Origin of the sequence: Streptomyces sp. R21, assembly GCF_041051975.1 — a bacterium.
Classification (GTDB): domain Bacteria; phylum Actinomycetota; class Actinomycetes; order Streptomycetales; family Streptomycetaceae; genus Streptomyces.
Map to the genome: position 1 here is coordinate 3,241,014 of NZ_CP163435.1, position 12,613 is coordinate 3,253,626.

The following is a 12,613-nucleotide window of genomic DNA, read 5'->3' on the forward strand; positions in this document are numbered from 1 at the left end:
GGAAGGCACGGTACGGACGCTGTCTGAGAGGTTCCTTAATGATCGCTGTGCGCGCCACGCGCGCGTGCCGCACGCCATTCCGGGGCGAGCAGCGACCACACCTCCAGGTCGTGCCGTACGCCGTGATGGAGGTGGCTCTCGCGCTGTACGCCGTCCCTGGTCATGCCGAGACGCCGGGCCACGTTCAGGCTCGCCAGGTTCCCGGAGGCGGCGATCCACTCGACGCGGTGGATGCCGCGGTCCTCGATCGCCCAGTCGATGAGCACCCGCATCGCCCGGGTGATCAGCCCGCGCCCGGTCGCGGCCGGCTCCAGCCAGCACCCGACCTCGCAGTTGCCCCGCTCCGCGTCGAAGTTGAGCGTGAGCACCCCGCCCACGAGCTTTCCGTCCAGCCAGATGCCGTGGAAGGAGCCGGTGTCGGCGGCCCGCATGTCGGCGTACCGCTGGAGTGTCTCCCGCGCGGAGACGACGTCCGTGGCCTTCGAGCCGAAGGGAATGAACTGCCCGATGAACTCCCGGCCCCGATCGAGGTTGGCCAGGAACTCCTCGGCGTGCCAGGGCTCCAGGGGCCGCAGTTCCGCGCTGTCGTCACCCAGGGATATCGCGTACATCCTGCCGCAGCTCCTTCTCCAGTACGTCGTCCACGTCCACTACGTCCGTGAGCCTCTCATGCGCGGCACGGCACTCGGGCGGCTCGATGCTGATGCGCGGCAGGCGCCGGTCGAGCCAGCCGGGCAGCCACCAGTTGGCGCCGCCGAGCAGATGCATGAGGGCGGGGACGAGGAGCGTGCGCAGGATGAAGGCGTCCAGGGCGACAGCCGCGGCGAGGGCGATGCCGAACATCGCGATCACCCGGTCGCCGCTGAGGACGAAGGCGAGGAAGACCGAGATCATGATCACGGCGGCGGAGTTGATCACACGGCTGGTCTCGGCGAGGCCGACCCGGACGGCCCGCCGGTTGTCGCCGGTCTCCAGCCACTCCTCGTACATCCGGCTGACCAGGAAGACCTGGTAGTCCATGGAGAGCCCGAAGAGGACGGACACCATGATCACCGGGAGGAACGGCTCGATCGGTCCGGCGCGGCCGAGGCCGAGCAGCTCGCTCCCCCAGCCCCACTGGAAGATCGCGACGACGACACCGAAGGCGGCGGCCACGGCGGCGATGTTCATCACGGCGGCCTTCAGCGGGATGCCCAGGGAGCGGAAGGCGAGCAGCAGCAGGACGCAGCCGAGGCCGATGACGACGCCGACGAAGAGCGGCAGCTTGCCGACGATGACGTCCGCGAAGTCGTCGTAGCTCGCCGTCACCCCGCCGACGTGCAGGTCGAGCGTGGTGTCCGCCTCGGCGCGCGGCAGCACCTCGGTGCGCAGCCGGTCCACCAGGTCACTGGTCTTCTGGGACTGCGGCGCGGACTCCGGGACGACGGTGAGGTAGGCGGTGCTGCCTGCGGTGTCGTACGTCACCGGGGTCACCGACTGGACTCCGGCGGTGGCCCGGAGGGTGCTGTCGAGGTTGTCGAGCGCGAGCTTGTCGGCGCCGCTGTCGACCTTGGTGACCAGGGTCAGCGGTCCGTTCACGCCGGGCCCGAAGCCCTCGGCCAGCAGGTCGTACGCCTGGCGCGTGGTGGCCGTCTTCGGGTTGTTGCCCTGGTCGGAGGTGCCGAGGTGGAGCGAGAGCGTGGGCAGCGCGAGCAGCGCCATGACGACGACGGCGAACGCGCCGAGCAGCTTGGGGTGGCGCTCCACGAAGGCGGACCAGCGGGCGGCGAAGCCGGTCGGGATCTCCGGCTCGGGTCCGTGCTCCGCCAGCCGCCGCCGCTCGCGTCTGCTGAGGGCGCGTGGGCCGATGAAGGAGAGCAGGGCGGGCAGCAGGGTCACCGAGGCCGCGACGGTGAGCACCACGGTCAGCGAGGCGGCGATGGCGACGCCGTTGAGGAAGCCGAGCCGCAGGATGAGCATGCCGAGCAGCGCGATGCAGACGGTGGCGCCCGCGAAGACGACGGCGCGCCCGGTGGTGGCGACGGCGTTCTGCGCCGCCTCGGCCACCGACAGGCCGCGTTTGAGGCCTCTGCGGTGCCGGGTCACGATGAACAGCGCGTAGTCGATGCCGACGCCGAGCCCGATCAGCATGCCGAGCATGGGCGCGAAGTCGGCGACGGTCATGACGTGGCCGAGCAGCACGATCGAGGCGTACGCCGTGCCGACGCTGACGAGCGCGGTGGCGATGGGCAGCATCGAGGCGGCGAGCGAGCCGAAGGCGAGGAAGAGGACCACTGCGGCCACGACCACGCCGACGACCTCGGCGATGTGCCCGCCCGAGGACTCCGTGAGGGCGATGGCGCTGCCGCCCAGCTCCACCTGCAGCCCGTCCGTCTCGGCGGCCCGGGCGGTGTCGACGACGGCCTGGGCCTCGCCCTTGTCGATGTCCTCGGCCTGGTCGTCGAAGGTGACCGTCGCGTACGCCGTACGGCCGTCGCCGCTGATCTGGCCCGCGACCCCGCCTTCGTACGGGCTGACGACCGAGGCCACACCGGGAAGGTCGGCGATCTTGTCCAGGGTCCGGGTCATCGTCTGCTCGACGTCGGCGGAGCGGACGGTGCCGGGGGTGGTGTGCCAGACCACCGTGTCGCTGTCGCCGCCGAGGCCGGGGAAGCCGTCCTGCAGGAGCTGGGTGGCGCGGCCCGATTCGGTGCCCGGCGCCTCGTAGTCGTTCGAGTACGCGGAGCCCACGACCGCCGCGGCGGCGCTCACTCCGCCGAAGGCCGTGAGCCACAGCAGAACGGCGACGAGGCGGTGCCGTACACACCAGCGTGCAAGGGCTGCCACGAACGTGCTCCCAGGGTGATTTGTGGATCTTTGACCGGGAACAGCAGTACATGTAACTGAACAGCCCGCAAAGAACGCATGAGCAATGCCAAGACACTCTTGCAGCCGGAAGTGATCCTTTGTCGCTTTCGTGGACTTACTCACAGGAGTGCGAGCCAAGTCACAGGACATTCCAAGGGACTCTGTCGCACCGCGCGCGGGGACATGCGCGCGAGGACATGCTTAAGGGGTGCATCGGAACCGATGCACCCCTTAAGGCCCTCAAGAACGGCGGAGTCAGCCCTCGCTGACGCCCAGCTTCTCCAGGATGAGCTCCTTGACGCGGGCCGCGTCGGCCTGGCCACGGGTGGCCTTCATGACCGCGCCGACCAGGGCGCCGGCGGCGGCGACCTTGCCGCCGCGGATCTTGTCCGCGACACCCGGGTTGCCGGCGATGGCCTCGTCGACGGCGGCGGTCAGCGCGCCCTCGTCCGAGACGACCTTCAGACCGCGCTTGTCGACGACCTCGTCCGGGGTGCCCTCGCCCGCGAGCACGCCCTCGATGACCTGGCGGGCGAGCTTGTCGTTCAGGTCACCGGCCGCGACGAGCTGCGCCACCCGGGCGACCTGCGCCGGGGTGATCGGCAGGTCCTCCAGGGACTTGCCCGACTCGTTGGCGCTGCGCGCCAGTTCGCCCATCCACCACTTGCGGGCGGAAGCGGCGTCCGCGCCGGCCTCGATCGTGGCGACGATCGGGTCGATGGCACCGGCGTTGAGGATCGACTGCATGTCGTGGGCGCCCACGCCCCACTCCTCGCGCAGCCGGTTGCGGCGGGCCAGCGGCTGCTCGGGCAGAGAGGCACGCAGCTCCTCGACCCACTCGCGCGACGGCGCCACCGGGACGAGGTCGGGCTCCGGGAAGTACCGGTAGTCCTCGGCCTCCTCCTTCACGCGGCCCGAGGTCGTGGACCCGGTGTCCTCGTGGAAGTGGCGGGTCTCCTGGATGATCGTGCCGCCGGAGCTGAGCACCGCGGCGTGCCGCTGGATCTCGAAGCGGGCGGCACGCTCCACGGAGCGCAGCGAGTTCACGTTCTTGGTCTCGCTGCGGGTGCCGAACTTCTCGCGGCCGTGCGGGCGCAGCGACAGGTTCACGTCGCAGCGCATCTGGCCCATCTCCATGCGGGCCTCGGAGACGCCGAGCGCCTTGATGAGCTCGCGCAGCTCGGCGACGTACGCCTTGGCGACCTCGGGGGCGCGCTCGCCCGCACCCTCGATCGGCTTGGTGACGATCTCGATGAGGGGGATGCCCGCACGGTTGTAGTCGAGCAGGGAGTGCGAGGCGCCGTGGATACGGCCCGTCGCGCCGCCCACGTGGGTCGACTTGCCGGTGTCCTCCTCCATGTGGGCGCGCTCGATCTCCACACGGAAGACCTCGCCGTCCTCCAGCTGCACGTCGAGGTAGCCGTTGAAGGCGATCGGCTCGTCGTACTGGGAGGTCTGGAAGTTCTTCGGCATGTCCGGGTAGAAGTAGTTCTTCCGGGCGAAGCGGCACCACTCGGCGATCTCGCAGTGCAGCGCGAGACCGATCTTGATCGCCGACTCGATACCGATCGCGTTGACGACCGGGAGCGCGCCGGGCATGCCGAGGCAGGTGGGGCAGGTCTGCGTGTTGGCGTCCTGGCCGAGTTCGGTCGAACAGCCGCAGAACATCTTGGTCTTGGTGCCGAGCTCGACATGGACTTCGAGGCCCATGACGGGGTCGTACGACGCCAGCGCGTCCTCGTACGACAGCAGCTCGTCGGTCGTGGTGGTCACGGTGAAGCTTCCCTCTCAGCCCAGCAGGACGTCGTCGTCGCCCAGGCGCTTGAGCTCCCGGTAGAGGATGGCGAGGCCGGTGACGATGGCGGCGGCGGACACGGCCGCGTCGATGAGCCGGAGCGTGTCGTTCTCCGAGCGGGCCTTCTTGGCCTGCTTGGCGACGCTCACGGCACCGAACGCGGTGGTGGCGATGGACAGGTACGTGCCGGACTTGGACTTCTTGAAGCCCTTGGCCTTGGACAGTGCCTTACTCACAGCGACGGAGCCTCCTCAAGCAGCGGGTGGCCCCACTTTTCCACGAAGGCGGCCTCGACGGCGGCGCCCACCTTGTAAAGGCGGTCGTCCTTCATCGCGGGGGCGATGATCTGGAGCCCGACCGGGAGGTTGTCCTCCGGCGCGAGACCGCAGGGCAGCGACATGGCCGCGTTGCCCGCGAGGTTGGTCGGGATGGTGCACAGGTCCGCGAGGTACATCGCCATCGGGTCGTCGGCGCGCTCGCCGATCGGGAAGGCGGTGGTGGGGGTCGTCGGGGAGACGATCACGTCCACCTGCTCGAACGACTTCTCGAAGTCGCGCGTGATGAGCGTACGGACCTTCTGGGCACTGCCGTAGTAAGCGTCGTAGTAGCCGCTCGACAGGGCGTACGTGCCGAGCATGATGCGGCGCTTCACCTCGGGGCCGAAGCCCGCCTCACGGGTGAGGGAGGTGACCTCCTCGGCGGACTTCGTGCCGTCGTCGCCGACCCTCAGGCCGTAGCGCATGGCGTCGAATCGGGCGAGGTTCGACGAACACTCGGACGGGGCGATCAGGTAGTACGCGGCCAGCGCCAGGTCGAAGGACGGGCAGTCCAGCTCGACGATCTCCGCACCCAGCTCCTTGAGGAGGGCGACGGACTCGTCGAAGCGCTGCACGACACCGGCCTGGTAGCCCTCGCCGCGGAACTGCTTGACGACGCCGACGCGCATGCCCGCGACGCTGCCGTTGCGGGCGGCCTCGACGACCGACGGCACCGGGGCGTCGATGGACGTGGAGTCCAGCGGGTCGTGTCCGGCGATGACCTCGTGCAGCAGGGCCGCGTCCAGGACCGTGCGGGCACAGGGGCCGCCCTGGTCGAGGGAGGACGAGAACGCCACCATGCCGTAGCGCGACACACCGCCGTACGTCGGCTTGACGCCGACCGTGCCGGTGACGGCCGCGGGCTGGCGGATGGAGCCGCCGGTGTCGGTGCCGATGGCGAGCGGCGCCTCGAAGGAGGCGAGGGCGGCGGACGAGCCACCGCCGGAGCCGCCCGGGATGCGGGTGAGGTCCCACGGGTTGCCGGTCGGGCCGTAGGCGCTGTTCTCCGTCGACGACCCCATGGCGAACTCGTCCATGTTGGTCTTGCCGAGGATGACGACGTCGGCGGCCTTCAGCCGCTTGGTGACGGTCGCGTCGTACGGCGGGATCCAGCCCTCGAGGATCTTGGAACCGACGGTCGTCGGAATGCCCTCGGTGGTGAAGATGTCCTTGAGCGCGAGCGGAACGCCCGCGAGCGGGCCGAGCTGCTCGCCGCGCTCGCGCTTCGCGTCGACGGCACGGGCCTGCGCCAGCGCGCCCTCGCGGTCGACGTGCAGGAAGGCGTGCACCTTCTCGTCGACGGCGTCGATGCGGGCGAGGTGGGCCTCGGTGACCTGGACGGCCGTCAGCTCGCCGGAGGCGATCTTCCCGGCGATCTCGGCTGCCGTCAGCTTGATGATGTTGACGTTGGTGTCCGTCATGGTGATTAGTCCTCCCCCAGGATCTGCGGCACCTTGAAACGCTGCTGCTCCTGGGCCGGGGCGCCGGAGAGCGCCTGCTCGGGGGTGAGCGACGGACGGACCTCGTCCGCGCGCATGACGTTCGTCAGCGGCAGCGGATGAGAGGTCGGCGGTACGTCTTGGTCGGCGACCTCGCTGACGCGGGCGACCGCGCCGATGATGTCGTCGAGCTGACCGGCGAAGTGGTCGAGCTCTTCGCCCTTCAGCTCCAGACGCGCCAGCCGTGCGAGGTGGGCGACCTCCTCGCGCGTGATGCCAGGCATGCAGCGATCCTCTGGGGTGAGTGTGTGTGGTTTGGGCCCAATCCTATGGGGCGGGTACGGGTGCCCGCGCACGGGTTTGTTTCGGGGTGCGCTGGACGGAGGGTCGGCCGCCGATGGTGGCGAGCCCCCACGGGAGAGCTGTACGTGTCGAGGCGACAGTCACGGGTAGTGCGTGGGCGGGGAGGAAAACCCGGCCGAAGGCCGGGTTACTCGTCCGCGGCAGCCGCAGGCAGTGCGGCTGCCGGCCGCTGCCACCCGCGGGAACCCCGCGCAAGGAGCCACGCCGTGGCCTCGTCCGGCGGCATCGCCGCGGCGACGAGCCACCCCTGCACCGCGTCACAGCCAAGGTCCCGCAGCCGCTCCCACGTCTCGTCGTCCTCGACGCCCTCGGCGACCACCAACAGCCCGAGCGAGTGCGCGAGATCGACGGTGCAGCGCACGATCTCCGCGTCCTCGTTGTCCACCGCGAGCCGGGCGACGAACGACCGGTCGATCTTCAGCTCGCTGAACGGCAGCCGCCTCAGATGCACCAGCGACGAGTACCCGGTGCCGAAGTCGTCGAGCGACATCTTCACCCCGTGCCCGGTCAGCCCGGCCAGGGTGTCCGCGGCCCGCTGCGGGTCCTCCAGCAGCACGTGCTCGGTTATCTCCAGCTGCAACGACCCCGCGGGGACGCCGTGCCGGGCCAGCCGCGCCGCGACGGCACCGGCGAAGCCGGGGGTGTGCACGTCACGCGGGGACACGTTCACGGCGACAGGCACATACAGCCCCTGCGCCCGCCAGCGCGCGACCTGCCCGAGCGCCGTCTCCAGCACGTACTCCGTGAGGTGCGGCATCAGCCCGGAGGACTCGGCGATCGCTATGAACTCGTCCGGCGCCACCCTGCCGCGCTCGGGGTGCACCCACCGCACCAGCGCTTCGAGTCCGGCCACCTGTCCGTCGAAGCGGACCTTCGGCTGGTAGTGCAGTTCCACGTCGCCCGCGTCCAGCGCCCTGCGCAGATCCCCCAGCAGGCCGAGCCGGTCGGGGGTGTTGGAGTCCCGCTTGGACTCGTACACCTCTACGCCCGTACGGTCCCGCTTGGCCTGGTACATCGCGACGTCCGCGCGCCGCAGCAGCCCCTCCGCGTCGAGCGCGTGGTCGGGGAAGACGGCGAGCCCGGCGCTGGCCTCCAGGACGAGGGTGAGCCCGTCGAGGTCGAGCGGCGAACCGAGGGCGGCGACCAGGTTGCGGGCGACCCGGGTGGCCGACGTCGTGGAATCGGCCACCGGCAGTAACACGGCGAACTCGTCGCCGCCGAGCCGCGCGGCCTCCGCCCCGCGCGGCAGGGCCAGCCGCAGCCGGTCGGCTATCTGGAGCAGCAGCCGGTCCCCGGCGAGGTGCCCCAACGTGTCATTGACGGAGCGGAATCGGTCGAGGTCGATCAGCATCAGGGCGGAACGCGCACCGATGCGCTCGGCATCGTCCAGCGCCGTCCAGGTCCGTTGCAGCAGCCACTGCCGGTTGGGCAGCCCGGTCAGCGGGTCGCGCAACTGCTCCTCGGCCCGGGCGCGGGCGATCCACAGGGTGGAGTCGAGGGCGATCAGCGGAATCGAGAAGAGCGGCAGCAGCGCCGGGAGGGCGGCCGCGACCACGCAGATCAGCGGCGCGATGCCGAGCAGGGCGACCGCGACGAGCCCCTGTCTGAGCAGGGCGGTGCGGACGACGGTCGGCAGGCCGGCGGTGCGCGGCGCGTGCAGGTACCAGAGCAGGGTGCGGGTGACGGCGAGGTACGCGGCGGCGACCAGGATGACCTCGGGTACGGCGTAGACGTCCCAGGTCTGCGGGTTCCAGGGCGCCTCGACGGACGGCACCCGTCCGAAGACGGCCAGGACGAGCGCTCCGGCGCCGATGCCGAGGATGTCCACCGCGCCGTGCAGCACTCCCTGGCGCCAGCGGTTGCGGCGGGCTGTGCCGACCAGCACGACGACGGTCAGGCTGACCATTCCGGCCGGCACCCAGCCGTACAGCAGCAGGACCGCGAGGGTGAGGGCGGCGCCGGAGCCGGTGCCGCCCCACCAGCGAGCGCGGCCGAGCGCGACCAGGTGGCCGACGATGATGCCGGTCAGCAGGGCCAGCGCCCAGCCGACGGCCCCCGACGGGAAGAGCGCGTGGTGTCCGGAGAACGCCCGGTAGAACCCCGCGCCGAGGACGAATCCGGCGGAGGCGACGACCGCCGCGGGCAGCGCGGGCCACGAGGCGTGCTGGTCCGCGTCGTGGTCGGGCAGGCCGGAGCCGCGTTCGTCGGTGAGGGGGGCGGAGCCGTGCCCGCCGGTGACGGGGCGGCCCGAAGTCCGCGCCGTCCGGCGGCTGTCCAGCCATGCGCCGGTCACCCGGCTCAGGCGCAGCCGTGAGTCCGGAGCGGCGCTCTCGGTCGGTTCCATTCCGTCCCTCTCACAGCCGGCGGTGCCCACGCCCTGCGGCACGGTGCCTGCGACGACTGCCGCCGGCACCGTGCCGGAAAAGCCTTCCCCTGGCTCCTGAGGAGCAGAGGCTGCCCCAACCGCAGCTGGGCACGGCAGGCGCACATCCCAACAGTAGGCCGCAGAAGGCTTCCACGGGCAGCGGTCGCCCACGGTTGCCCGAATGCGACCCGGCCACCCGTATGCATCTGATATGCGCCGAACGGGTGGCCTTCAACCGCTACTCCTCGACCGGAAGTGCAACGTCCGCTGCCGCGTCCGGCCCTTGTTCGAGCAGGACGACAAAGCCGTCCTCGTTCAGAACCGGAACCTTGAGTTGCATCGCCTTGTCGTATTTCGAACCAGGATTGTCACCCACAACGACGAAAGACGTCTTCTTCGAAACGGAACCGGTCACTTTCGCTCCCTGATTCTGCAGGGCCTCTTTCGCGCCGTCCCGTGTGTAGTGCTCCAGGGTGCCGGTGACCACGACGGTGAGCCCTTCGAGCGGGCGAGGTCCCTCGTCCTCACCGGAGTGCTCCTCCTCCAGCCGCACTCCGGCAGCCCGCCACTTGCGGAGGATCTCCTGGTGCCAGCCCACCGCGAACCACTCCTTGAGCGAGGCCGCGACGATCCCGCCGACCCCGTCGACCGCGGTGAGCTCCGCCTCGGTCGCCTCCTGGATACGGTCGATCGAGCGGAACTCGCGCGCCAGCGCCTCGGCGGCGACCGGACCGACATGCCGGATCGACAGCCCCGTGAGGATGCGGGCGAGCGGGCGCTCCTTGGCGGCCGCGATGTTCTCCAGCATGGCAAGCGCGTTCTTCTTCGCGCCGCCCTCCTGGTTGGCGAAGACCGTGGCGATCTTCTCCTCGCCGCTCTCCGGATCGCGCTTGGGCAGGCCGCTGTCCTGGTCCAGGACGTACGCCTTGATGGGCAGCAACTGCTCGATGGTCAGATCGAAGAGGTCGCCCTCGTCCAGCAGGGGCGGCTCGGCGGGCTCCAGCGGCTTGGTGAGGGCCGCGGCGGCGACGTATCCGAAGTTCTCGATGTCCAGGCACTTGCGGCCGGCCAGGTAGAAGAGCCGCTCGCGCAACTGGGCCGGGCAGCTCCGGCCGTTGGGGCAGCGCAGATCGACGTCGCCCTCCTTGGACGGCGCGAGCGGGGTGCCGCACTCGGGGCACTCGGCGGGCATCACGAACGCGTGCTCGCTGCCGTCCCGCAGGTCGACGACCGGGCCGAGGATCTCCGGGATCACGTCTCCGGCCTTGCGCAGCACCACCGTGTCCCCGATGAGGACACCCTTGGCCTTCACCACGTCCTGGTTGTGCAGCGTGGCGAACTCGACCTCGGAACCGGCGACCGTGACCGGTTCGACCTGGGCGTACGGCGTCACCCGGCCCGTACGGCCCACGCCGACACGGATGTTGACGAGCTTGGTGTTGACCTCCTCCGGCGCGTACTTCCAGGCGATCGCCCAGCGCGGGGCCCGCGAGGTCGAGCCGAGGCGCCCCTGGAGGGGGATCTCGTCGAGCTTCACGACCACGCCGTCGATCTCGTGCTCCACGGAGTGGCGGTTCTCGCCGAAGTAGGCGATGAACTCCCGTACGCCGTCGAGGTCGTCGACCACCTTGTTGTGCCCCGCCGTCGGCAGACCCCAGGCCTTCAGCAGGTCGTACGCCTGGGAGAGGCGGCTCATGCCGTCGAAGCCCTCCAGGGCGCCGATGCCGTGGACGACCATGTGCAGCGGGCGGCCGGCCGTGACGCGCGGGTCCTTCTGGCGCAGCGAACCCGCCGCCGCGTTGCGCGGGTTGGCGAACGGCTTGTCGCCGGCCTCCACCAGACGGGCGTTGAGCTCCTCGAACTTCTCCATCGGGAAGTAGACCTCGCCGCGGATCTCCACGAGGTCCGGGATGTGCTCGCCGGACGTCAGGCGGTCCGGGATCTCCGCGATCGTACGGACGTTGGGCGTGATGTCCTCGCCCGTGCGGCCGTCGCCGCGGGTCGCCGCGCGCGTGAGGCGGCCGTGCTCGTAGGTGAGGTTGACCGCGAGGCCGTCGACCTTCAGCTCGCACAGGAAGTGGTACGCGGAGGTGCCGACGTCCTTGGCGACGCGGTCGGCCCAGGCCGCGAGCTCCAGGTCGTCGAAGGCGTTGTCCAGCGAGAGCATGCGCTGGCGGTGCTGGACCGAGGTGAACTCCGTCTCGTACGCCCCCGACACCTTCTGGGTCGGCGAGTCGGGCGTGCGCAGCTCGGGGAACTCCTCCTCGACCGCCTCCAGGGCGCGCAGCAGCTTGTCGAAGTCCGCGTCGCTGACGACCGGTTGGTCCTTCACGTAGTACCGGAAGCGGTGCTCCTCGATCTGCTCAGCGAGCTGCGCGTGCTTCTCCCGTGCCTCGGCGGGCACCGTCGTCTCCGCCTGCTTGTCGCCGGCCACCGTGTTGTCCTCCCGTTACTCTGGGTTGTCCGCGAGGGATCTCGCCGCCCGGACGCAGTGGGCGAGCGCCGCCCGCGCGTACTGCGGGGAAGCCCCCGCGAGTCCGCACGACGGAGTGATCGTGACCGCCTCCGCGAGAAGCCCCGGATGCAGCCCCAACCTGCGCCACAGCGTCCTGACACCCATGACGCTACCGGCAGGGTCTGACAACGGACTGTCTGCACTGGGCACGACACCGGCGAAGAGCCGGGTGCCTCCCTCCACAGATTCCCCGATCGCGTCGTCGTCACGCTCGGTGAGGAGCGAGAAGTCGAAGGAGATCGCGTCCGCACCCGCCCGGCGCAGCAGGGCGAACGGGACGTCCGGTGCGCACGAGTGGACCACGACGGGGCCGTCGCCGTGAACCCCGACGACGTCCCGCAGCGCGGCCTCCACGACCTGCCGGTCGACGGCCCGGTGGGTCCGGTAGCCGCTCGCGCTCTTCACCTGGCCGCGCAGGACGGCGATCAGCGAGGGCTCGTCGAGCTGCAGGACGAGCTGCGCGCCGGGGATGCGCCGGTGCACCTCGTCGAGGTGGCGGCGCAGCCCCTCGGCGAGCGAACCGGCGAGGTCCCGGCAGGCGCCGGCGTCCGACAGCATCGCCTCGCCGTTCCTCAACTCCAGTGCGGAGGCCAGCGTCCACGGCCCCACCGCCTGCACCTTGAGGGGCCCCTCGTAGCCCTGGGTGAACTCCTCCAGCGCGTCGAGGTCCTCCCCGAGCCAGGAGCGCGCCCTCCTGGTGTCCCGCCCGGGCCGGTCCCCCACCCGCCAGCCGCTGGGCTCCACGCGCGCGTACAGCTCGACGAGCATCCCGGCGGTCCGCCCGATCATGTCGGCACCGGGACCGCGGGCGGGCAGCTCCGCGAGGAACGGGAAGTCCTCGAAGGAACCGGTGGCGCTCCTCGCGGCCTCCCGCGCGTCACCGCCGGGCATGGAGCCGATCCCGGTGGCGGCCCCGAACCTGAACTTGCTGTCTTCGCTCACCCCTGAAGCCTACGGAACAGCGCTTGGCGG

9 protein-coding genes are annotated in these 12,613 nt (G+C 70.7%); all 9 read right to left on the reverse strand.

Annotation, left to right across the window (positions count from 1 at the left end):
* Positions 1-35: 35 nt before the first annotated feature.
* Positions 36-611: a GNAT family N-acetyltransferase gene (locus tag AB5J56_RS14385; RefSeq protein WP_369233102.1), complete on the reverse strand. Its 576-nt coding sequence runs from the start codon at positions 609-611 to the stop codon at positions 36-38.
* Positions 589-2,826, reverse strand: a complete 2,238-nt coding sequence (locus AB5J56_RS14390) for an MMPL family transporter (protein ID WP_369233103.1) — start codon at positions 2,824-2,826, stop codon at positions 589-591. Before AB5J56_RS14390 ends, AB5J56_RS14385 begins: the two co-directional genes overlap by 23 nt.
* Positions 2,827-3,102: 276 nt before the next feature.
* Positions 3,103-4,620, reverse strand: a complete 1,518-nt coding sequence (gatB, locus tag AB5J56_RS14395) for an Asp-tRNA(Asn)/Glu-tRNA(Gln) amidotransferase subunit GatB (protein WP_369233104.1) — start codon at positions 4,618-4,620, stop codon at positions 3,103-3,105.
* A 15-nt stretch (positions 4,621-4,635) separates the two neighbouring features.
* Positions 4,636-4,878 carry a hypothetical protein gene (locus tag AB5J56_RS14400; RefSeq protein ID WP_369233105.1) on the reverse strand — a complete coding sequence of 81 codons (243 nt, stop codon included), beginning with the start codon at positions 4,876-4,878 and terminating at the stop codon, positions 4,636-4,638.
* A complete protein-coding gene (gene gatA, locus AB5J56_RS14405) occupies positions 4,875-6,380 on the reverse strand; it encodes an Asp-tRNA(Asn)/Glu-tRNA(Gln) amidotransferase subunit GatA (protein ID WP_369233106.1) in 1,506 nt (501 codons plus the stop codon). The genes AB5J56_RS14400 and gatA overlap by 4 nt, the downstream gene beginning before the upstream one ends.
* A 5-nt stretch (positions 6,381-6,385) precedes the next feature.
* Positions 6,386-6,682 carry an Asp-tRNA(Asn)/Glu-tRNA(Gln) amidotransferase subunit GatC gene (gatC, locus tag AB5J56_RS14410; RefSeq protein WP_015036350.1) on the reverse strand — a complete coding sequence of 99 codons (297 nt, stop codon included), beginning with the start codon at positions 6,680-6,682 and terminating at the stop codon, positions 6,386-6,388.
* Positions 6,683-6,888: 206 nt separating this feature from the next.
* The gene (locus AB5J56_RS14415; RefSeq protein ID WP_369233107.1) at positions 6,889-9,105 is read right to left on the reverse strand and encodes a putative bifunctional diguanylate cyclase/phosphodiesterase; all 2,217 of its coding nucleotides are present in this window, start codon (positions 9,103-9,105) and stop codon (positions 6,889-6,891) included.
* 259 nt (positions 9,106-9,364) lie between these two features.
* The gene (ligA, locus tag AB5J56_RS14420; RefSeq protein WP_369233108.1) at positions 9,365-11,560 is read right to left on the reverse strand and encodes an NAD-dependent DNA ligase LigA; all 2,196 of its coding nucleotides are present in this window, start codon (positions 11,558-11,560) and stop codon (positions 9,365-9,367) included.
* Positions 11,561-11,575: 15 nt separating this feature from the next.
* On the reverse strand, positions 11,576-12,583 hold the full coding sequence (locus tag AB5J56_RS14425) for a methionine synthase (protein WP_369233109.1): 1,008 nt from the start codon (positions 12,581-12,583) through the stop codon (positions 11,576-11,578).
* Between the last annotated feature and the right edge of the window lie 30 nt (positions 12,584-12,613).

Excerpts from the sequence above, each read along its gene's own strand:
- AB5J56_RS14415 (WP_369233107.1), bottom strand. The coding sequence starts at position 9,105 with ATGGAACCGACCGAGAGCGCCGCTCCGGACTCACGGCTGCGCCTGAGC.
- gatA (WP_369233106.1), bottom strand. The coding sequence starts at position 6,380 with ATGACGGACACCAACGTCAACATCATCAAGCTGACGGCAGCCGAGATC.
- gatC (WP_015036350.1), bottom strand. The coding sequence starts at position 6,682 with ATGCCTGGCATCACGCGCGAGGAGGTCGCCCACCTCGCACGGCTGGCG.
- AB5J56_RS14385 (WP_369233102.1), bottom strand. The coding sequence starts at position 611 with ATGTACGCGATATCCCTGGGTGACGACAGCGCGGAACTGCGGCCCCTG.